At 68.1% G+C, this 19,269-nt stretch carries 22 protein-coding genes; 8 read left to right on the top strand and 14 right to left on the bottom strand.

The window, feature by feature from the left end; genetic code table 11:
• The 4 genes from BHQ18_RS30170 to BHQ18_RS21315 form a co-directional block, all read right to left on the bottom strand.
• Positions 1 to 1,372 (bottom strand): DUF222 domain-containing protein (locus BHQ18_RS30170; RefSeq protein ID WP_165614582.1); only part of this gene is annotated, 1,372 nt, incomplete at its 3' end.
• Between the two features lie 192 nt (positions 1,373 to 1,564).
• Positions 1,565 to 1,945, bottom strand: coding sequence for a hypothetical protein (locus tag BHQ18_RS29255; protein WP_084294219.1), 381 nt, complete (start codon positions 1,943 to 1,945; stop codon positions 1,565 to 1,567).
• Positions 1,946 to 2,013: 68 nt separating this feature from the next.
• Positions 2,014 to 3,003, bottom strand: a complete 990-nt coding sequence (locus BHQ18_RS21320; protein ID WP_069415633.1) for an NAD-dependent epimerase/dehydratase family protein — start codon at positions 3,001 to 3,003, stop codon at positions 2,014 to 2,016.
• Between the two features lie 60 nt (positions 3,004 to 3,063).
• Positions 3,064 to 3,813 (bottom strand): SDR family oxidoreductase, encoded by a 750-nt coding sequence (locus tag BHQ18_RS21315; RefSeq protein WP_069415632.1) that lies wholly within the window; start codon positions 3,811 to 3,813, stop codon positions 3,064 to 3,066.
• Positions 3,814 to 3,855: 42 nt separating this feature from the next.
• On the opposite strand from BHQ18_RS21315, the gene BHQ18_RS21310 reads away from it, so the two are divergent.
• Both BHQ18_RS21310 and BHQ18_RS21305 read left to right on the top strand, forming a co-directional pair.
• Positions 3,856 to 4,422, top strand: coding sequence for a chorismate mutase (locus tag BHQ18_RS21310; protein WP_069415631.1), 567 nt, complete (start codon positions 3,856 to 3,858; stop codon positions 4,420 to 4,422).
• A 72-nt stretch (positions 4,423 to 4,494) separates the two neighbouring features.
• The gene (locus BHQ18_RS21305; protein ID WP_084294217.1) at positions 4,495 to 5,028 is read left to right on the top strand and encodes a TetR/AcrR family transcriptional regulator; all 534 of its coding nucleotides are present in this window, start codon (positions 4,495 to 4,497) and stop codon (positions 5,026 to 5,028) included.
• On the opposite strand, the gene BHQ18_RS21300 is transcribed toward BHQ18_RS21305, so the two are convergent.
• The 5 genes from BHQ18_RS21300 to BHQ18_RS21280 all read right to left on the bottom strand — a co-directional run bounded on the left by BHQ18_RS21300 (position 4,958) and on the right by BHQ18_RS21280 (position 9,110).
• A complete protein-coding gene (locus BHQ18_RS21300) occupies positions 4,958 to 5,935 on the bottom strand; it encodes an alpha/beta hydrolase (RefSeq protein WP_069415629.1) in 978 nt (325 codons plus the stop codon). The two genes, BHQ18_RS21305 and BHQ18_RS21300, sit on opposite strands and share 71 nt — an antisense overlap.
• An 84-nt stretch (positions 5,936 to 6,019) precedes the next feature.
• Entirely contained in the window at positions 6,020 to 6,883 is an 864-nt protein-coding gene (locus BHQ18_RS21295) for an Fpg/Nei family DNA glycosylase (protein ID WP_069415648.1), read from the bottom strand.
• A 16-nt stretch (positions 6,884 to 6,899) separates the two neighbouring features.
• Positions 6,900 to 7,295 carry a phage holin family protein gene (locus tag BHQ18_RS21290; RefSeq protein ID WP_069415628.1) on the bottom strand — a complete coding sequence of 132 codons (396 nt, stop codon included), beginning with the start codon at positions 7,293 to 7,295 and terminating at the stop codon, positions 6,900 to 6,902.
• Between the two features lie 5 nt (positions 7,296 to 7,300).
• Positions 7,301 to 8,044 carry a precorrin-6A synthase (deacetylating) gene (cobF, locus tag BHQ18_RS21285; RefSeq protein WP_069415627.1) on the bottom strand — a complete coding sequence of 248 codons (744 nt, stop codon included), beginning with the start codon at positions 8,042 to 8,044 and terminating at the stop codon, positions 7,301 to 7,303.
• A 13-nt stretch (positions 8,045 to 8,057) separates the two neighbouring features.
• Complete coding sequence (locus tag BHQ18_RS21280) at positions 8,058 to 9,110, bottom strand: YihY/virulence factor BrkB family protein (RefSeq protein ID WP_069415626.1); 1,053 nt, start codon at positions 9,108 to 9,110, stop codon at positions 8,058 to 8,060.
• Between the two features lie 129 nt (positions 9,111 to 9,239).
• Between BHQ18_RS21280 and BHQ18_RS21275 the strand changes: the two genes are divergently transcribed.
• Together BHQ18_RS21275 and BHQ18_RS21270 are read left to right on the top strand one after the other, a co-directional pair.
• The gene (locus tag BHQ18_RS21275; protein ID WP_069415625.1) at positions 9,240 to 10,142 is read left to right on the top strand and encodes an AurF N-oxygenase family protein; all 903 of its coding nucleotides are present in this window, start codon (positions 9,240 to 9,242) and stop codon (positions 10,140 to 10,142) included.
• Positions 10,139 to 10,405, top strand: a complete 267-nt coding sequence (locus tag BHQ18_RS21270) for a DUF4873 domain-containing protein (RefSeq protein WP_205866158.1) — start codon at positions 10,139 to 10,141, stop codon at positions 10,403 to 10,405. Before BHQ18_RS21275 ends, BHQ18_RS21270 begins: the two co-directional genes overlap by 4 nt.
• Positions 10,406 to 10,416: 11 nt before the next feature.
• Here the strand turns inward: BHQ18_RS21270 and BHQ18_RS21265 are convergent, their stop codons facing one another.
• Complete coding sequence (locus tag BHQ18_RS21265) at positions 10,417 to 10,665, bottom strand: DUF4235 domain-containing protein (RefSeq protein WP_234794256.1); 249 nt, start codon at positions 10,663 to 10,665, stop codon at positions 10,417 to 10,419.
• Positions 10,666 to 10,748: 83 nt separating this feature from the next.
• On the opposite strand from BHQ18_RS21265, the gene BHQ18_RS21260 reads away from it, so the two are divergent.
• Genes BHQ18_RS21260 through BHQ18_RS21245 form a run of 4 tightly spaced genes read left to right on the top strand, consistent with a single transcriptional unit; the run spans position 10,749 to position 15,306 of the window.
• Positions 10,749 to 11,615: a TIGR03619 family F420-dependent LLM class oxidoreductase gene (locus BHQ18_RS21260; RefSeq protein ID WP_069415622.1), complete on the top strand. Its 867-nt coding sequence runs from the start codon at positions 10,749 to 10,751 to the stop codon at positions 11,613 to 11,615.
• Between the two features lie 36 nt (positions 11,616 to 11,651).
• Positions 11,652 to 12,671: a chemotaxis protein CheB gene (locus BHQ18_RS21255; RefSeq protein WP_069415621.1), complete on the top strand. Its 1,020-nt coding sequence runs from the start codon at positions 11,652 to 11,654 to the stop codon at positions 12,669 to 12,671.
• Positions 12,661 to 13,419, top strand: coding sequence for an STAS domain-containing protein (locus BHQ18_RS21250; protein WP_234794255.1), 759 nt, complete (start codon positions 12,661 to 12,663; stop codon positions 13,417 to 13,419). Before BHQ18_RS21255 ends, BHQ18_RS21250 begins: the two co-directional genes overlap by 11 nt.
• Positions 13,420 to 13,446: 27 nt before the next feature.
• A complete protein-coding gene (locus tag BHQ18_RS21245) occupies positions 13,447 to 15,306 on the top strand; it encodes a CheR family methyltransferase (RefSeq protein ID WP_069415620.1) in 1,860 nt (619 codons plus the stop codon).
• Between the two features lie 12 nt (positions 15,307 to 15,318).
• On the opposite strand, the gene BHQ18_RS21240 is transcribed toward BHQ18_RS21245, so the two are convergent.
• The 4 genes from BHQ18_RS21240 to BHQ18_RS21225 form a co-directional block, all read right to left on the bottom strand.
• The gene (locus BHQ18_RS21240) at positions 15,319 to 15,678 is read right to left on the bottom strand and encodes a hypothetical protein (RefSeq protein ID WP_069415619.1); all 360 of its coding nucleotides are present in this window, start codon (positions 15,676 to 15,678) and stop codon (positions 15,319 to 15,321) included.
• Between the two features lie 35 nt (positions 15,679 to 15,713).
• Positions 15,714 to 16,712: a helix-turn-helix transcriptional regulator gene (locus BHQ18_RS21235; RefSeq protein ID WP_234794254.1), complete on the bottom strand. Its 999-nt coding sequence runs from the start codon at positions 16,710 to 16,712 to the stop codon at positions 15,714 to 15,716.
• A 68-nt stretch (positions 16,713 to 16,780) separates the two neighbouring features.
• Positions 16,781 to 18,289, bottom strand: coding sequence for a sensor histidine kinase (locus BHQ18_RS21230; RefSeq protein ID WP_069415617.1), 1,509 nt, complete (start codon positions 18,287 to 18,289; stop codon positions 16,781 to 16,783).
• Positions 18,286 to 19,053, bottom strand: coding sequence for a response regulator transcription factor (locus tag BHQ18_RS21225; protein WP_069415616.1), 768 nt, complete (start codon positions 19,051 to 19,053; stop codon positions 18,286 to 18,288). Before BHQ18_RS21225 ends, BHQ18_RS21230 begins: the two co-directional genes overlap by 4 nt.
• Positions 19,054 to 19,269 lie beyond the last annotated feature (216 nt).

Below are 19,269 nucleotides of genomic sequence, written 5' to 3'. Positions count from 1 at the left end.
TGTTGGTGTGCCCATCATCGGCCCAGTCGGCGACCGCGTGATGGACCTGGGTCTCATAGGCCGGGGCGCTGCACCCGGGGCGGGTGCAGCCCCGCTCGGCAGCGAACAACATCAACCGCTGCGCCGTACTGGCGCAGCGTTTGGCGCGGCCGAGGTAGAGCGGTTCGTTGGTGTGTTTGTCGAAGATCGCCAGATAATGCTGGGTCTTCGCGGCCATGGCGATCACATCGGGGATCGCCACCACCGTCCCACCGGCGGTCACCCCGAACCCGGCCGCTTTCTCCAGGTCCTGCAACGTCGCGGTGATCACCATCGTGACCGGAAACCCGTTATGGGTACGACCGCTGCGCGCGGCCAACAGATCCCGACACATCGCCGCCAACGCATCATGATTACGCTGCGCCCGCGTGCGGGTATCGCGGATCAACACTTCCGGAACCGCAGGCTCGACCTCGGCGGCGACAGGCTCCGGCTCCGGCGCGGCCTCGGGCCCGGCATCGAAGTCGAGCTCGAACCCGGGGTCGGGATCTGCTTCGGGCTCCGGCTCGGCGTCATCGAATCCAGGATCGAAGTCATTCCACGGATCGAGCTCAGCGTCGTAGTCAAACTCGGGGCCGGGACCGACGTCAGGCTCCGGGCCGAAGTCGGGCTCGGGTTCGGGCTGGGGCTCGGGCTGGGGCTCGGGCTCAGACTCGGCGTCGGGCATGTTCTTGCCCGGGGCGCCGTAGCTGGCCCACACCGCCTCAATCCACCCCCGCGTCGGAGCATCCACCGCCCCGTGAATCTTGCTGATCCCATCGCGATCCTGCGGACCGAACCACACCCCGGTCTTGCGGCGACGCTCATGCTCACGAAACTCGAAATGCTCCTGCAGCACACTGACCATGTGCTCGACGGTCTTCTCCAACCCCGCCGGCCCCAACCGGGCCGCCTCCTGCGCCAGATGCGCCTCGGCGGCCTCACGCACATCAAAACCCACCGACGCCGGAATCTGCTTGTTGAAGAACTTCCGCAGAATCGCCACCTGCTCAGAACCGATCCGCCCCGCAGCCACCCCCGCGGCCACATTGGGCATCACCGGGGCCAGCACCTCACCGGTCATCGCCAACCGCGGCGCCAAATCATGGGCCTCACCCACCCGCCGATTGGCCTCCCCCTTGGAAATATTGAGCAACGTCTGCAACGCCCGACTTACCGACGACTCACCCAACTCGCCGACCGGCGCGCGCCCCAACTGCGCCACCACCCGATGCCCCACCACCGCCGACGACCGCAGCACCGACTCAAAATCAGCAGTCAACGCCAACAACTCCGCCGTCGACGCCCCATCAAGGGGCTCCGAACGCAGCACGTCGAGCTCGCGGCGCACCACCGCAAGCGCTTCGTACATACGTTCGATACCCACAACCCGACACTAAACCCGCCCACCGACACCGCACCCCCAAATGTGGCCCCAGAAACCAAAGTGACAGAAGCTATTTGAGAGAAAGCAAAAAAGCACGCGCGGCGCACACTCCATATCGGAGCGTGCGCCGCGCGCGTTGATTCAGTGGGTGATCAGACCTCAGCCAACCGGAATATTTATGCAGCCGACGTTCGGCAGGCATCCGGCAGCACCATCGGGACCGGCGGTGCCGCCGGGTCCGTTCGGAGCGAGCGAGCCGCTCGCGCCACCGGGACCGGCCGAACCGGCTGGGCCACCGGGGATTACACCTGCGGCGCCGCCACCATCAGCGGTGCCCTGCGGGCCGCCGGGGACGTTGACTTCGGCACCGCCGCCGGGGCCGGCTTCGATATTGCCGATACCCGCACAGGGAGTGCCGTCGGCGTTCAAACACGGCGGCGGGGGCGGCGGCTGGGCACCGGCGATCGGCGCTGCGGCAATCGCGGCTGCCGCGGCGCCCGCGAACAACAGGGGCGTCATCTTCGTCAGTTTCACGTTCATGTCCTTAGGGCTACCACCTCGCCTGTCTAACCAAACCTCGAAATTTCCCGCGCAGCTTGTCGCCATGATCACAGCCGGCCGACCTGACGCAGCCCGGAAACGGTGTCCGCCAGCGTTTCCTGCGGATCGCGATAGCTGATCCCGAGTTCGGTTTCGCTCGGCGAGTCATCACATGAGGGCATCTGGGTGTAGTACTGCATTGCCGCACCGGTGACCGGCGCGTCGAACGGCAGATACGGACCCACCACATCGACGACGCGTCCGACGTTGCGTAGGAACACATCTGGCACCGGATACACCCGAAGTGTCTGTCCGGCTGCGCGCCCGATCATCGTTGCCAGCTCGGCGAGCGGAACTCGCTTGCCGCCGGCCATATATCGACGCGGGCCTTTGCCCGGCTCGAGCAAAGCCGTGTGTAGCGCGGCGAGATCTCGCACGTCGACCACGGTCCATGCCGCGCCGCGCCCGGGCACCCCGCGCATCTGGACGGCCGCTTGAACACCCTCTGCCGCTTCGCCGAACTGATTTCCCGCAGGCGGGCCCAGCACCATCCCCGGATAGGTGATCGCGACTGGCGCGCCCGCATCCTGTAGTTCGCGCGCGTACTCCTCCACCGCCGCTTTCGACTTGCCGTAGCCGTCCGTCCCGCCGGCAACGGGCAGATCGGCGTGAAGCACACGACAACCGGCACGGAACAAGGCCGTGAAGCTCGAAACATGCACGATCGGGTCGAGGCCGCGGTCGGCGGCCACTCCCAGCACGTTGTGCGCGCCGTCGAGGTTGGTCCGCAGCATGGCACCGGCCTGCCGTGGATCCATGGATACCATTGCCGCCGAATGGATTACCGCATCACAACCGTCCATCGCCGCGGCTGTGGACTCGGAGTCGGCGATGTCGCCGACAGCGTAGTCGCCGGTGTCCACTCCGATCTGCGCGGCACTGGTCTGCAACCGCGCCGGATCGCGCACCAGGAACCGCACCTGGTGGCCCGCGTCGGCCACCGCCTTTGCCGTCCATGCGCCGACGAAACCGGTCCCGCCGGTCAACAGCACCTTCATCGAAAGCCTCCTCGAATCCAGCGCTGCGCCTACCCGCTATCTCACCCGCTTACACGCCGGTCAGGCGAAGGCCTTCGTCAGTCGCGGAGGCAACACCCGCATCACCTGAACCAGCGGCGCCCAGGGCCACCACGGCACCGCCGCGCGTCCACGCTCGCGTTCCATGGCGTCGACCATCGCTTTGACCCCGGTTGCGGTGTCCACCATCAACATCGTCGATGCGGACTTCGCTGTCATCTCGGATTCGATGTAGCCGGGTTCGAGGACGGTCACCTTGATGGGCCCGCGCGCGTACTCGGCCCGCAGCGACTCTCCCAGCGACGTCACACCCGCCTTGCTCGCGGCGTAGGCCGCCTTCACGCCCGGCACGCCCTTGTTACCCAGCACCGACGACACCAACACCAGGTGCCCGCTGCCCGCGGCCTTGAACATCTCCAGCGCGGTTTCGATCTGAACAAGCGCCGCAACGAGATTGGTTTCTATGGTGGCTTTGTTCGCCCACAGCTTCCCGGATCCGAGCGGGGCGCCCTTGCCGACGCCGGCGTTGACGATGATGCGGTCGATCCCGCCCAGTTCGTCGGACAGTTCGGCGAACACCTTGGGCACCTGCTCGTGATCGTTGACGTCGAGCGCGGCGACCGCGACGGTGATTCCGGGATGACGGTCGGCAAGTTCGGCCCTGAGCTCTTCGAGCCGGTCGATGCGGCGCGCGCACAGCGCGAGGTCGCGTCCCTTGGCGGCGAACGCCCGTGCCATGCCCGCGCCCAGGCCTGAGCTCGCGCCGGTGATCAAGATCTTCTGCCGATTCACCCTGACAGGCTAGGCCAAGGCGCGGCGAGTCAGAATGGGCGGATGCGCATCCTGCGGACAGCCGTACTCATCGTGGTCAGCCTGTTCGTCGCGCTCCCCCAGGCGACGGCGGTGGCGCAACCCGCGAGCCCGTTGTACCCGCTGGTGGACGCTGCCGCGCAGCGACTCGAGACCGCCGATCCGATCGCGGCCGCCAAGTGGATCACCGGCGGGCCGCTGACCGACAAGCCGCGCGCCGAGCAGGTCCTCGATTCCGTCGCCGCCGCGGCCGACGCCCACGGCATCGACCGGGACTACGTTCGGGACATCTTCCGCAACCAGATCGACGCGACCGAGGGCATCGAGTACACCCGCTTCGGTCAGTGGAAGTTCGATCCAGCCTCCGCGCCGGTGACCGCTCCAGACCTGTCTCAGTCACGCGCAGAGATCGACCGCCTGAACACGAAGATGGTGGACGAGATTGCTGCGCAGTGGAACTCGCTGCACAGCCCCGAGTGCACCGCCGCTGTTGCATCCGCGACCCAGGCCGTCGGTGACGCCCGCCGGTTCGACCCGCTGTACCGTCAGGCGCTGGCATCGGCCACGCGGTCCTACTGTCCGCGAGGGTGATCGACGTACACTCGGCGTATCGACGAGCCGAGAAAGCGACCCCGCCAGTCACGATCGCGCGACACCGTTGAGGTGTTGCTCGAAGCCGCTGCCCAGGTGTTCAACCGGGAGGGCCTCGCCGCGACCACCAACCGTATCGCCGAACGGGCGGGCGTCTCGATCGGCAGCCTGTACCAGTACTTCCCGAACAAGCACGCGCTGATCCACGCGCTGGCGGAGCGGCACGTCAACGTGGCGCGGACCCGCATCGAGGCGGTGTTCAAGAGGCTGCGCGAGGAGGAGCCGCCGTTCGAGGAGACGATGCGCGCGCTGCTCGACGCCGTCGTCGCACTGCATCAGGACCGTCCCGGCCTGCACCGGTTGATGCACCGGCTCGGCCCGCGCACGGCCGGTGATATCGCCGCGATGGAGTCGTTCGAGGACGACATGAGCAGCGAGGTGGCCTGGCACCTGGCGCGCTGCGGGCGCGACGGCGACGACGCCGAATCAACCGCGCGGACAGTGGTTCACGCGGTCGACACCCACCTGCACCGCGTCATGACCGGTCAGGAGATGGACGTGGACCAGCTGATGACGCTGGTCGATCGGTTGGCGCCGCCGTCCTAGCGATCACGTCATCGCGGACGTCGCGCAGTGCGGCGGCGAGCTGGGTCAGCCCCGGCTCTTCGACGGGAAAGTGCCCGCAGTTGTCCAGCATGACAAGCCTTGTCGGACCGGCTATGCGGCGCAGGAAGTCGATGCTGAGTTGCGGAGGGGTCCACCGGTCGGCGCCGGGATGTGTCAGCGTGACCGGCGCGGCGGTGAACGACTCGGGTGCGGTGTGGGCGTGGTTGAGCCAACTGGCGAGGAAACCCACCGGCACCCGGACGCCGCCGCCCTTGGGGTCCTCGGCGCACAGCCGGGTCAACTCCGCGTCGTGGCTCATGTTGTTCATGTCGACCAGCCAGCGGATCGGGACCCGCACCCGCCCCAGCACGCTATCGACAGCCCGCATCAACACGGGCGCCACCGGTCCGATGGCCGAAATACGCGCTGCCGCACTGCGAGCGGCGGGCACCGCCGGATCGAGCAGGCAGGTGGCGACGACGTGCGCGACCTCGCCGGTGCGGGCGGCCGCCTCATACGCCATCATTCCGCCCATGCTGGCGCCGAACAACACCAGCGGGCGCGGGTCGGCGGCCCGTTCGGCGACCACGAGGTCGCTCAGCAGGTCGAGCCAGTCGGGGTAGCGCACCGACCGCGGATCGGGTTCGACGGTGTCGCCGTAGAGCGGCATGTCCGGCGACAGCACCTCGATGCCCTCGCGCGCCACGGCTGCCGCGATCGGCCACAGGGCGCCCGAGTAGCCGCCGGCGCCGTGCACGACCAGCAGCCGCACCGGCGCATCGGGGACTGCGGCGCGGGCGATGTGGACTCGCCTACCGCGCCAGGACCACCAGGTGGAGACGGGGTCGATCGGCGGTGACGGACGGTGGTGGGCCGGTACAAATGCGGCGTATCGCGCGTATTCCATACCCCGAGCGTCCGTCGCCGGCGCGGGTGTGACAACTCGCATCCGGAGGACGCACGGCCTGCGGAAACGGGCGGTTGCTCACATTTACTTGAGCAGCCGAGACATCCGCCGGTCGGCGAGGATCTTGCCGCCGGTCTGACAGGTGGGACAGTACTGAAATGACTTGTCCGCGAACGAGACCTCGCGAACGGTGTCCCCGCATACCGGGCACGGCAGCCCGGTCCTGGCGTGTACGCGCAGCCCGGAGCGCTTCTCGCCCTTGAGCGTCGCCGCCTGCTGGCCGACCGAACGCTTCACCGCGTCGCCGAGCACGGCGATCATCGCGTCGTGCAGCGCCGCCAACTGGGCGTCGGTGAGCTTGCCCGCGGTCGCGAACGGGGAAAGCCGGGCGACGTGCAGGATCTCGTCGCTGTAGGCGTTGCCGATCCCGGCGATGATCTTCTGGTCGGTGATGACGGTCTTGATGCGTCCCGAGTGTCCGGACAACACCGCGGCCAGATCCTCGGGGCCGAGCGACAGGGCGTCGGGGCCGAGGGTGGCGATGCCGGGGACCTTGGTCGGGTCGTCGACGAGCCACACGGCGAGCCGCTTCTGGGTGCCGGCCTCGGTGAGGTCGAAGCCGGGCGCCTCGCCGGGTGTGCCCAGGTGTACGCGCAGCGCGATCGGGCCTTTGCCCGGTTTGAGCGGGGCGGCGGCCAGTCTGTCCGACCATCGCAGCCAGCCCGCCCGCGACAGGTGCGTGATCAGGTGCAGCCCGTCGACCTGCAGACCGAGGTACTTGCCCCACCGGTCGGCGCCGGTGACGGCCTGGCCGTGCAGGACCGAGATGGGCGGGTCGAAGGTCTTGAGCACCGAGAACGCCGACACGTCGATGCGCCCGACGGTCAGGCCGACGGCGTGACGTCGCAGGTGATCGGCGAGGGCTTCGACTTCGGGCAGTTCGGGCATGGTTCCAGTGTGCCGGTCAGCCCCGCTGCCCGACACCACCGACGACCAGCGACAGCGCCCAGCTCACGATCGACAGCACGATCGCCGCCCAGATCGCGGTCCACCAGAAGTTGTCGATCGACAGCCCCCAGTGCGTGGTGTGATCGGTGATCCACGACGTGATCCACAGCATCAACGCGTTGATGACGATGTGGATCAAGCCGAGCGTCAGGATGTAGAGCGGGATCGAGATGATCTGCACGATCGGTTTGACGACCGCGTTGACCAGTCCGAAAATCACCGCGACGACGAAGATGATGCCGACTTCCTGCAGTCGAGAGTCGGCGCCGACGAAGTCGATGCCGGGCACGATGAGCGTCACCACCCACAGCGCGACACCGGTCACAGCGGCCCGCAGCAGGAAACCACCCATGCGGGTCAGTCTGCCGAACGCAGCAGGTAGGTGTCCATGATCCAGCCGTGGCGGGCGCGGGCGTCGGCGCGGACCCGGACGATCTCCTCGCCGACGGCACCGACCGTGCCGGCCATCAGCAACTCGTCGGGTGTGCCGAGGTAGGCGCCCCACCAGATCCGGGTGTCGGGCGGGCAGGTCTGGAACGCGCAGTCGCCGTCGAGCATCACCACCGCGCTGCCGGTCAAGCCGTGCTCGCGCAGCTGCCTGCCGGTGGTGATCAGCACGGGTTCGCCGACGTCGTTGAGCGGGATGCGATGTCGGGCGGTGAGCGTCTGGATCGCGGTGACGCCCGGGATGACGTCGTAGTCGATGTCGACGTGGGCGGCGACGGTGTCGAGGATGCGCAGTGTGCTGTCGTACAGCGACGGGTCCCCCCACGCCAGGAACGCGCCGACGCCGTCGGGCCCGAGTTCCGTCGTGATCGCGTCCGCCCACACCCGCGCCCGCGCGGCATGCCAGTCGGCGACGGCCTGCCGGTAATCGCCGTTTCTGGCGCGCGGCGGGTCGGGCAGTTCGACGAACCGGTAGCCGGGTTCGCGGATGAAGCGCTCGCAGATGTGCCGTCGCAACGCCACCAGGTCGTCTTTGGCGGCGCCCTTGTCCATCGCGAAGAACACCTGGGTGTCGTTGAGCGCGGCCACCGCCTGTGCGGTCACCTGGTCCGGGTCGCCCGCCCCGATGCCGATGACGTGAATTCGACGGGTCACCCCCGGAGTATGCCTAGTGTTTGCGCCCCCGCGAAAAGCGCAGCCGCCGAGCCCGCTTGACGTCCTTCTCCTCGGCCGCCTTCTCCTTGTCCAGATTGTGGGTGTCCTTCGGCGGCAGCTGCAGTTCGTGTTCGGCGGCCATGCCGGCCTGCAGTTGCCTGCTGCGCTCGACCTCGGCGTCCACCTCGGCGCCGAACAGCAGCGCCAGGTTGGTGATCCACAGCCACAGCAGGAACACGATGACGCCCGCCAGCGCGCCGTAGGTCTTGTTGTAGCTGCTGAAGTTCGCGACGTAGAGACCGAACAGCAGCGACGCCAGCAGCCAGACCACGATCGCCAGCGCCGCGCCGCCGCTGATCCACCGGAACTTCGGCTGCTCGACGTTGGGGGTGACGTAGTACAGGATCGCCACCGCGAGCACGACGCACAGCAGGATCAGCGGCCACCGCGCGACGTTCCAGACGGCGACCGCCGTGTCCCCGAGCCCGACCGCGTCGCCGATGGCCTGCGCCACGGGACCGCTGATGGCCAGCATGAACACCACGGCGGCCGCCATCACCAGACCGGCCAGGGTCAGCAGCAGCTGCACCGGGCGCAGTTTCCACACCGGCCGGCCCTCATCGATCTCGTAGATCCGGTTCATCGCGCGCCCGAAGGCCCCGACGTAGCCCGAGGCCGACCACAGTGCGCCGACGACGCCGACGACGAGCGCGAACCCGGCCGACGGCGAGGCGACCAGTTGCTCGATCGTCGGGCGCAGCGTGTCGAGCGCGGACGCCGGTGCCACGTCGTCGGCGATGTCCAGCAGCGCGTCGACTGTGCGCCGGCCCTGGCCGAACACGCCGAGCAGCGACACCACGACCACGAGTGCGGGGAAGATCGACAGCACCGCGTAGTAGGTCAGCGCCGCCGCCAGGTCGGTGCACTCGTCGCGCTGGAACTCGCTGACCGCCTTGCGCATCGCGTAGAGCAGCGACGGCCGGGTCAGGTCGGTCGGTGAATCCGGTTTGCGCGGGTCGTCGGGGTCCGGCGTCTGCTCTGCCCGGTCGGCCTGGTCGGTCTGCATGCCCAGCCATTACCCCGGCGCGACCTCGCGAAACGGCCCGATACCGCAAGTATGCGGTACCGCAGGTATTGACTGGATGACGACCGCTGCTTACCGTGAGGGGACCGTCACCGAAAGGGGCCGTCAACGATGACCAGCCCAGCGTCGAGCCCGACCCGCAGCCAGTCCTCCGAACGACTGCTCAGAGGCTCGGTGAAGAAGTCCTACGCACCCGTCGTCGACATCGACTGGGCGGCGCCGCTGGACCCCGACAAGTTCTTCCTGCCACCGAAGGTCGTGTCGCTGTACGGCACCCCGCTGTGGGACGCGATGACCCGCGAGCAGCAGATCGCGCTGTCCCGCGAGGAACTGGCCAACACGCTGTCGGCTGGCATCTGGTTCGAGAACATCCTCAACCAGGCGCTGCTGCGCAAGATGATGCATCAGGACCCGACGGCCGCCGCGACGCACTACGAGCTGACCGAGCTGGGCGACGAGACCCGCCACATGGTGATGTTCGGAAAGGCGATCGACCGGATCGGCGCGAAGCCGGTGCGGCCGAAGTGGTATCAGCGGGTCATCATCAACTCGCTGCCGTTCGCCTTCCAGGGCGCCGCGCTGTGGGTGGCCGCGCTGATCGGCGAGGAGATCTTCGATTCGCTGCAGCGCAAGATGATGGACGACGACGAATTGCAGCCGATCGTGCAGCGGCTCATGCGCATTCACGTGGCCGAGGAGGCCAGGCACATCCAGTTCGCCCGCGACGGCCTGCGCAGGCGGGTGCCGAACATGCGGCCGCTGCCGAAGTTCGTGCTGTCCAACATCAACGGGCTCGGCGGTTACTTCTTCCGGTTCCTGTTCACCAACAAGGTGCAGTACCACCGAGTGGGCCTCGACGCCAGGCAGGCCCGGCGCATGGCCCGGCGCAGCCCGCACCGGATCCAGACTCAGGTCGACGGATTCGCCCCGCTGGCAGCGTTTCTCGACGAGGTGGGACTGCTCGGTCCGATCGCGCGCCGGATGTGGCGCCGAAGCGGGTTCCTGCCCGGATGACCGTCGTGTACGACGGCCCGGCCGCCGCGCGGTTGCACGACGTCGACCATGCGGTGCGGGTCCGGCTGACCGGTCACCTCAACCCGATCGACGGTCGATACCACTGGCGGGGAATGGTTTTCGACCTGCCCACCGATGTCCGCATGCCCCAATCGGTGCACATCTCCATCGGTGACCGCAGCGCCGACGGCCAGCTGACCGAGGTGACGCCGTGGGGTTCGCACAGCGTCGTCGGTGTCGGCGCTCCGCCGTACGAGCTCTAGCTGTCGCTCGACTACTCGGGGTTCTCGTTGGTCAGGGCGTGAAAGCCCTTCGCCTGACCACGGGCCAGTGCCGCGCGAACCACCCCGATGAGCAGCCCCTGAATCGCGGCGGCGATGAACACCTCCTGCGTCGACCGGCTGAGGTCCTTCGGGTCCGGCTCCTCGTCATCCGGGTGCATCCGTTGCCAGATCTCGGTGAAGATCTTGCCGGCGATGATCCCGCCCATGACGCTGCTGACCGTCGCAAGGGGCTTGTACATAGCTTTGGCAGCACTCACAGCGTCCAAATTCCCGATGTGTCAATACCTAAACCCCGAACTGAAACACGTTCTAGTATTGCGTCGTGCGGTTCACCTATGCCGAAGCCATGACCGACCCCTCCTACTACATCCCGCTGGCGCAGGCCGCGGAGGCCGCTGGTTATCACGCGATGACCATCGCCGACAGCGTCGCCTACCCGTTCGAGTCCGACTCGAAGTATCCCTACACCCCCGACGGCAACCGCGAATTCCTCGACGGCAAGGCGTTCGTCGAGGCGTTCGTCCTCGCCGCGGCGCTCAGCGCGGTGACCACGACCCTGCGGTTCAACTTCTTCGTGCTCAAGCTGCCGATCCGGCACCCCGCGCTGGTCGCCAAGCAGGCCGGGTCGCTGGCCGCGCTGTTCGGCAACCGCCTCGGGCTTGGCGTGGGAACCAGCCCGTGGCCCGAGGACTACGAGTTGGTCGGCGTGCCGTTCGCCAAACGGGGCAAACGGATGGACGAGTGCATCGACATCATCCGCGGCCTGACCACCGGCGACTATTTCGAGTTCCACGGCGAGTTCTACGACATCCCGAAGACCAAGATGACCCCAGCGCCGACGGAGCCGGTCCCGATCCTGATCGGCGGCCACGCCGACGCCGCGCTCCGCCGCGCCGCCCGCAACGACGGCTGGATGCACGGCGGGGGCGAGCCCGAGGAACTCGACCATCTGATCAAGCGGCTCAAGCGGTTCCGCGACGAGGAGGACCGCACCGGACCGTTCGAGATCCACGTCATCTCCGCCGACGCCTACACCGCCGACGGCATCAAACGGCTCGAAGACCAGGGTGTCACCGACGCGATCGTCGGCTTCCGCATCCCGTACATCAACGGGCCCGACACCGAACCCCTCGACGTCAAGATCCGGCATCTCGAGAAGTTCGCCGAACACGTGATCGCCAAGGTCTGAGGGTTACCGGAGCCCGCATCGGGTACCCATCGCCCAATGGCGAACCCGCAATCGGCACAACCGCAACGGCCACGAAGACTAGTTGCGGTCGGCGCGTCCGCCGGCGGCGTCGAAGCGCTCACCCGGATGGCGGCCGGTCTGCCCGCCGACCTGCCCTACGCCGTGCTCGTCGTGCTGCACATGCCGCCCAACGCGCCCAGTGTGCTGGCCAGGATCCTCGACCGAGGCGGGCCCCTGCGCGCGGAGGCAGCCGTCGACGGGGCGCCGATCATGCCGGGACACATCTACGTCTGTCTGCCCGACCGGCATCTGATGGCCCATGACAGTCACCTCGTGCTCTCGCAGGGGCCCACCGAGAACGGCTACCGCCCCGCCATCAACGCGCTGTTCCGTTCGGTCGCGCTGAGTTTCGGCCCGAACGCGATCGGCGTACTGCTGTCCGGCGTCCTCGATGACGGCGTGCTGGGCGCCGCGGCCATCCGCTCCCGCGGCGGCAGCACCATCGTCCAGAATCCCGACGACGCGCTGTTCTCGGCGATGCCGCTGAACGCGATCGACGCCGGCGTGGCCGACCGCCAGGCCGACGCCGGCGCGATCGGCCCGGTGTTGGCGGAACTGCTCGGACAACGGAACGAGGTGGGGGACATGGAACCCGACAACACCATGGAACTGGAGAACCGGATCGCCATGGGCCGCCGGTTCTCGACGACGTTCGACTCCGAGGCGTTGGGCCCGCACTCCGGTTACATCTGCCCGGACTGCAACGGATCGCTGATCGAGGTCGACTCGAAGAGTTACCGCTGCCACGTCGGGCACGCCTGGACGGCCGACTCACTGCTCAAGGCGCGTGACAGCGAGATCGAGGGTGCGTTGTGGATCGCGCTGCGCAGTCTGCGGGAGAAGGCCAAGATGTCGCGCAGGCTGGCCGACACGGTCGGTCCGGGCGGGATGCAGCAGCGGTACATCGACGCCGCCGACGAGGCGGATCACGCGGCCACTGTGCTCGGTGAACAGCTGTCGAAGACACCGGCCGTAGGTGAGCTCCGTGGCACGTGACCGCAGCCGGATGGAGGTGGCCTCGCAGGCCGTCGACGACGTAACGGTGCTGCGGCCCTGCGGTGTGCTCGACAGCGACACCTACCGCAGCGTGCGGGACACGATCATCAAAGCGGCGCTCGACGAGCCCCGTGGTGTCGTCGTCGATCTGGCGGGCCTGCGCGTCTCGGCGGAGTCGGCGCTGGCCGTGTTCACCAGCGCGGCCTGGTACGTGGAACGCTGGCCGCAGGTGCCGATCATGCTGGTGGCCGATTCTTCGCCCGCCCGGTCGGCGCTGGCCCGTAACGGCGTCGCCCGGTATGTGCCGGTGTACGCGAGCGTGCGGGCCGCGTTCGACGCGCTGGCCGACGGCTGCCCGCCGCCGGCGCGCTGGCGGGTGCGCGCCGAACTCCCCTGCACGGTGGCGAGCCTGCAGCGGGCCCGCGACCTCGTCGCGGAATCGCTCACGGCGTGGTCCGCGCCCGAGCTCATTCCGACCGCGAAGGTGGTGGCCACCACGCTGGTGGAGAACGTCCTGGTGCACACCCAGAGTTCGCCGACCCTGCTGCTCGAGTTCAAGGAGCCGACGGTGACCGTCGCGGTGACCGACGCCGACCCGCGGCCGGCGGGTCTGCGCGAAAGCGCCGCGGCCGGCGCGCAGCCGTCCGGACTGCGGATCATCGCGGCGCTGTGCCGCGCCTGGGGCAACACGCCCAGCACGTCGGGCAAGGCGGTGTGGGCGCTCCTGGGTCCGGAGAACGCGCTGTAGTGGGTATCGTCAGGGCGTCGCGAGCACATGACGGACGGACAGCGATTGAGCGAGCAACCCGAAGAGGCGTTCGAGGCGCTGCTGACCTACATGCGCGACTCGCGAGGATTCGACTTCACCGGATACAAACGCACATCGCTGGTGCGCCGGGTGCGGCACCGGATGAGCCACGCGGGGTTTGACAGCTACGAGGAATACCTCGACTTCCTGCAGGCCGGCCCGGACGAGTTCGTCGCGCTGTTCAACACCATCCTGATCAACGTCACCAGCTTCTTTCGCGACCCGCCGGCGTGGGAGCACATCCGCGACGAGGTCATCCCGGCCATGCTCGCCGAGCGCGGGCCGAACGACCCGATCCGCGCGTGGAGCGCCGGTTGCGCATCAGGCCAGGAGGCGTACACGATCGCGATGCTGTTGGCGGAGGCGATGGGACCGGACGCCTTCCGGCAGCGGGTGAAGATCTATGCGACCGACGTCGACGAAGACGCGCTCACCGAGGCGCGCGCCGCCTCGTATGACGAGCGCGCCGTCGAGTCGGTGCCGCCGCAGCTACTGAACACCTACTTCGAACAGGTCAACGGTCGTTACATGTTCCACAAGGACCTGCGGCGGGCGGTGATCTTCGGGCGCAACGATCTGGTCAGGGACGCGCCGATATCGCGGGCCGATCTCGTGGTCTGCCGCAACACGTTGATGTATCTCAACGCCGAGACCCAGCGAAATATTGTGGGCCGCTTACATTTTGCGCTTGCTCCGCGGGGTACGCTGTTCTTGGGCCATGCCGAGATGCTGCTGAGTCACAGCGACCGTTTCACACCGCTGAACCTGAAATACCGGATCTTCCGCAAGGCCGTGGGGTCGAACAACGGTATGGAGCGTTATGACGGCGCCGCCACCGCGGTCGAGCGTCAGGGTGATCTTCCCGGTCTGGACCCGCTCCGCGAACTGGCCTTCCGCGCCGGTCCCGTCGCCCAGATCGTGGTCACCGGCGACGACACCGTCGCGATGATCAACCAGCAGGCCGAGTTGACGTTCGGGTTGTCGGGGCGCGACATCGGCCGGCTTCTGCGCGATCTCGAGGTGTCCTACCGCCCGGTGGAACTGCGCGCCCACGTCGAGCAGGCCAAGGTGGAGCGTCGATCGGCGCGCGTCCAGGATGTGCAGTGGCAGCGCGCGGGCGCCGACCCGGTGTGGTTCGAGATCCACGTCAACCCGCTCGTCGACACCGACAACGGACTGCTCGGCGTGTCGATCGTGTTCTTCGACGTGACTGCGACCCGGACGCTGCTCGAGAAGGTGGTGCACACCAACAGCCAGCTCGAGGCGGCCTACGAGGAACTGCAGTCCACCAACGAAGAACTCGAGACCACCAACGAGGAACTGCAGTCCACCGTCGAGGAACTCGAGACCACCAACGAGGAACTGCAGTCCACCAACGAAGAACTCGAGACGATGAACGAGGAGTTGCAGTCCACCAACGACGAACTCCACACCATCAACGACGCGCTGCGGGACCGCAGCGTCGAACTCGGCGAAGTGCGCGGCTTCCTTGATTCGCTGGTGAACTCGGTCCAGTTCGGCATGATCGTGGTGGACCGGGAGATGCGGGTGGTGCTGTGGAACCGCGGCTGCGTGGAACTGTGGGGGCTGCGGGCCGAGGAGACCCTGGGTTCGGTGATCACCGGTCTGGACATCGGATTGCCCACCGATGACCTCAAGCCGCTGATCGGTCAGGCGTTCGTCGACCCGGAGGTCACCTCGGACACAGCCGTCGACGCGGTCAACCGTCGTGGTAGGGCAATTCGACTCCGGTTGACCTGCACCGGTTTCCGGTCATCCGAGGGCACTGTTGACGGTGCTCTGCTGTTGATGGAGGAACAAGGCTAGGCCGTCAGCGCTTCACTCCAGCGTCTCCTGGTGGCGGGCTTCCGACTCGTGCCGGCGCGCCGCCTCCCGGTGATTCTCGGCGAGATCCTGATGGGTGTCGGCCGCCCGGTCGTCGGCGTGCAGCGCGGCCTGCTCATGTGCGGCGGCGGCACGGAGGTGGGCGACGCCTGCCGCGTGGTGCCGTTCGGCGGCGGCGTGGTGGGCCAGTCGAGCCCGGTCCGCGGCCTGTTCGGCCCGGATCTGGGACTGCGCGGCCGAGCCCGCCGTGGACGGATGCCCGCCGGTCAATTCCTGCATACGTTTTCGGAGTTCGTCGGCCCGGCGTTGGGCGCGTTCGCCGCGGGCACGGGGATCCGATGCGCCTCCGGCCATGTCATCACTTCTTCCGTAGTGGCGGCTCGCCGCCGTCAGCCGCGCAGCGTGGTGTGCGGGCTCTGCCCGTACGTCTGGCGGTACAGGACCGCGAAGCGGCCCGTATGTGCGAAACCCCACCGCGCCGCGGTCTCGGTCACCGTGACCTCTGTCCGGTCGGCGGCCAGCAGTTCCTGATGCGCGTAGTGCAGCCGAAGACGTCGAAGATATTGCAGCGGCGTCGTTTCCAGGTGACGGCGGAACATGTACTGAACGGCCCGCGGGGTGACGTGGACCGCGTCGGCGATGTCGGCGAGCGCGATGTCGTTGGTGGCGTTGGCGTCGATGAACTCCATCGCCCGGCGCAGCAGAACCGGCTGGTGGTCGGTGCGGTCGTGCGGTGACGGGCTCGCCGTCGCGCTGTTCGGGAAGGTCGACAGCGTCACGGCGGCCAGGAGCCGGGCCGCGTGGCCGAGGACCAGCGGTGTGGCCACCGCGGGGTCGGACAGCAGAGCATCGCGCACGTAGCTGACCGTGCTCTTGTATGCCCGCGCCGAGCACTCGTCGACCGGTTCCAGGCTGGCGAAGCGGATCGGCAGCGGGGCGTGGCTGCTCGGCACGCCGGCGGCGACCCCGGCCACCACCGGTGGGTCGAGCAGCACCGCGGTCATCCGGGTCTCGTCGAAACGCGCCTTGTACGGCAGGTGCGGCTGGGCCAGCACCCCGATGTCGCCGGCGGCCACATGAGCTCGGGCGCCGTCGCACGTCGTGTCGATCTCTCCGCGCTCGGCCCAGATACCGGTCACCTTGTTCAACGGGTCGGAGCGCACATCCATCTGACCCGCGATCGAGACGACGTCGATGGCCAGCGCACCCGCCATTGCGCGCGAGTGGACGAGCACCGGGCCCTCCCGCCGCGACGGCAACCGGCGGCGGAAACGCATCGACACCCCGTAGGTGTCTTCGAGAAATTCGTCGGCGTCCGCCGGGTCGCTGATTTCGACATGCGACCGCTCCAGTCTCTGAATTCCCGGCGTGGTAACGATCGGCTTCACCCCATCGAGCGAGCGTGGCTGCGGGCTATCAACCCCAATTTGCTGAGCCTACCCCTCCGCAGGGTTCGTCAAACGAAATGAGAGACCGAATCCGAAACCGGTGCCCTGACGACGGTTTGGAGCGTAATCGTGAACGTCGTGCGCCCCGGCACGGAGTCGGCCCGGATGGTGCCGCCGTGCGCCTCGATGATCGATGCCGCGATCGACAGTCCGAGACCGAAGCTGCCGGCCTCCCGCGACCGCGACTTGTCCGCGCGCACAAAGCGTTCGAACAGATGCGGCAGCAGGTCGGGGTCGATGCCGGGCCCGTCGTCGGTGACGGTCAACTCGACGTCGTCGGCGCCCGCGGTGGTCAGCGCGGTGGTCACCGTGGTGCCCGCCGGCGTGTGCACCCGCGCATTGGACAGCAGGTTCGCCAGGGTCTGATGCAGCCGGGTCCGATCGCCGCGGACCCAGATCGCGCGGTCGGGCACGTCGGCCACCCACCGGTGCTCGGGCGCGGACACCGCGGCGTCGTTGACCGCGTCGACGACCAGGTCGCCGAGGTCGACGTCGGTGCGGTCGAGGTCCTGTCCCTCGTCGAGGCGAGCCAGCAGCAGCAGGTCGGCGACCAGTGCGTTCATCCGCCGGGTCTCGGCTTCGATGCGTGCCAGCGAGTACTCCGTCGTCTCCGGCAGCACCGAGCTGTCCTGTCGCGTCAGTTCGGCATAGCCGTGGATCGCGGCCAGCGGGGTGCGCAGTTCGTGGCTGGCGTCGGTGATGAACTGCCGCATCCGCCGGTCGGAGGCCGCGACGTCGGCCAACGCCCTCTCGACGTGGTCGAGCAGTCGGTTCAGCGTGTCGCCGACGAGACCGACCTCGGTGCGCGGGTCGGTGTCGCCGACGGGCACCCGCGGCGTGATCGCGTGGTGGTCACGGTCCAGCGGCAGCGTCGCGACCTCCGCGGCGGTGGCGGCCACGCGGCGCAGCGGGCGCAGCGCGAACCGGACGATCGCCACGGTGCTGAGCGCGGTGATCACCAGCGCCAACACCGTCATCACCGCGACGATCACGGTCTCACGCATCATCGCGTCCCACGCCGGGGCCCGCGACACCCCGGTGACCAGGATCTCGTTGCCGTCGCCGGGCCGGCCGACCATCCGGTACCAGCCCAGCGGCGCAAGCTTCACGGTGCTCGGTTCTGTTGCCGCCCAGGACATCTGGCCGATAGCGTCGACCACTTCCTGAGGCGCGGGCACGGCGTCGCCGTCGACGAAGAACGCCGAGTCGACCACCCGGCCGTTTTGGATCAGGGCGACGACGTTGTCGGGCGCCTGCCCGATCAGGTGCGTCAACGGCTTCATCGCGTCCGGCGGCGGCAGTTCACCGTTCGGCGCGGGTGTGGTCCGGTATTTCGTCATCGACTGGCTGAATCCGTCGGCCGAGACCGCGAGTTGGGAATCCAGGATGCCGAGCACCGACGATCGCAGCGACAGCACCGACATCGTCCCGAACGTCACCAACGCCAGCATCACCACCGCCGAGACACCCACCACGAGTTGGCGTCTCAGCGTCCAACTGCGCCAGGCGCGCCTCATCCCGGTGGCCTGAGCATGTAGCCGACACCGCGCACGGTGTGGATCATCGGGTCCCGGCCCGCGTCGACCTTCTTGCGCAGATACGACACGTACAGGTCCACGATGCTGGAGCGCCCGCCGAAGTCGTAGTTCCACACGCGATGCAGAATCTCCTTTCGGGTCAAGGCTTTACGGGGATTGCGCATCAGCAACCGCAGCAGTTCGAACTCGGTGGAGGTCAACGCGACCGGCACCCCGGCGCGCGTCACCTCGCGGCTGGCGCCGTCGAGCACCAGATCACCGACCACCAGGGACTCGTCGTCGGCCGGTGTCATGTAGGCCGACCGGCGCAGCAGGCCCCGCAGCCGCGCGACGAGCTCCTCGAGCGAGAACGGTTTGGTCATGTAGTCGTCGCCGCCGGCGGTCAATCCGGTCACGCGGTCGGTCACCGAGTCGCGGGCGGTGAGGAACAGGGTCGGGGTGTAGGTGTCGTCGGCCCGGATCTGCGCCAGCACGCCGAGCCCGTCCATGTCGGGCAGCATGATGTCGAGCACCAGGACGTCGGGGGCGTTCGCGCGGTACTTGTCGACGGCTTCGGCGGCGTTGTGCGCCACGTCGATCTCCCAACCCTCGTACTGCAGCGCCATCCGGACCAGGTTGGTGAGTGCGCGTTCGTCGTCGACGAGCAGCACCCGGATCGGGGAGCCGTCGGCGCGGTACATGCGGGGCAGCTGCCCCAGGATCGCGCGCCGGCGTTCGTGTTCGTTGACCGGTGCAGAGGTCATCGACCCATTGTCGCGCCGGACCGCCGACCCCGCGGAGTCCTCATAGAAACTTCATAGGCCGGCCCTTACCCCGCGGACAGGAAAACCTACGCCGGCGGCGCTGCAACTCTCACCCCGCGGCGATTACCCGGTGCGCGGGCGCTCGCGACCATGGATGCACTCCCGAATTACGAGCTGGGGAAGCGCACCTGGCCGTTCGCCGGTCGCAGACGTCGG

This window comes from Mycolicibacterium flavescens (genome assembly GCF_001722335.1).
In the GTDB taxonomy this organism is placed as follows: domain Bacteria; phylum Actinomycetota; class Actinomycetes; order Mycobacteriales; family Mycobacteriaceae; genus Mycobacterium; species Mycobacterium flavescens.
This window is presented reverse-complemented; position numbering and strand designations above follow the sequence as displayed.

What these genes read in the sequence shown, in the direction of transcription:
- BHQ18_RS29255 (WP_084294219.1), bottom strand. Translation starts at nt 1,945, where the DNA reads ATGAACGTGAAACTGACGAAGATGACGCCCCTGTTGTTCGCGGGCGCC.
- BHQ18_RS21320 (WP_069415633.1), bottom strand. Translation starts at nt 3,003, where the DNA reads ATGAAGGTGCTGTTGACCGGCGGGACCGGTTTCGTCGGCGCATGGACG.
- BHQ18_RS21310 (WP_069415631.1), top strand. Translation starts at nt 3,856, where the DNA reads ATGCGCATCCTGCGGACAGCCGTACTCATCGTGGTCAGCCTGTTCGTC.
- BHQ18_RS21300 (WP_069415629.1), bottom strand. Translation starts at nt 5,935, where the DNA reads ATGGAATACGCGCGATACGCCGCATTTGTACCGGCCCACCACCGTCCG.
- BHQ18_RS21295 (WP_069415648.1), bottom strand. Translation starts at nt 6,883, where the DNA reads ATGCCCGAACTGCCCGAAGTCGAAGCCCTCGCCGATCACCTGCGACGT.
- BHQ18_RS21290 (WP_069415628.1), bottom strand. Translation starts at nt 7,295, where the DNA reads ATGGGTGGTTTCCTGCTGCGGGCCGCTGTGACCGGTGTCGCGCTGTGG.
- BHQ18_RS21280 (WP_069415626.1), bottom strand. Translation starts at nt 9,110, where the DNA reads ATGCAGACCGACCAGGCCGACCGGGCAGAGCAGACGCCGGACCCCGAC.
- BHQ18_RS21275 (WP_069415625.1), top strand. Translation starts at nt 9,240, where the DNA reads ATGACCAGCCCAGCGTCGAGCCCGACCCGCAGCCAGTCCTCCGAACGA.
- BHQ18_RS21270 (WP_205866158.1), top strand. Translation starts at nt 10,139, where the DNA reads ATGACCGTCGTGTACGACGGCCCGGCCGCCGCGCGGTTGCACGACGTC.
- BHQ18_RS21265 (WP_234794256.1), bottom strand. Translation starts at nt 10,665, where the DNA reads ATGTACAAGCCCCTTGCGACGGTCAGCAGCGTCATGGGCGGGATCATC.
- BHQ18_RS21255 (WP_069415621.1), top strand. Translation starts at nt 11,652, where the DNA reads ATGGCGAACCCGCAATCGGCACAACCGCAACGGCCACGAAGACTAGTT.
- BHQ18_RS21245 (WP_069415620.1), top strand. Translation starts at nt 13,447, where the DNA reads ATGACGGACGGACAGCGATTGAGCGAGCAACCCGAAGAGGCGTTCGAG.
- BHQ18_RS21240 (WP_069415619.1), bottom strand. Translation starts at nt 15,678, where the DNA reads ATGGCCGGAGGCGCATCGGATCCCCGTGCCCGCGGCGAACGCGCCCAA.
- BHQ18_RS21230 (WP_069415617.1), bottom strand. Translation starts at nt 18,289, where the DNA reads ATGAGGCGCGCCTGGCGCAGTTGGACGCTGAGACGCCAACTCGTGGTG.
- BHQ18_RS21225 (WP_069415616.1), bottom strand. Translation starts at nt 19,053, where the DNA reads ATGACCTCTGCACCGGTCAACGAACACGAACGCCGGCGCGCGATCCTG.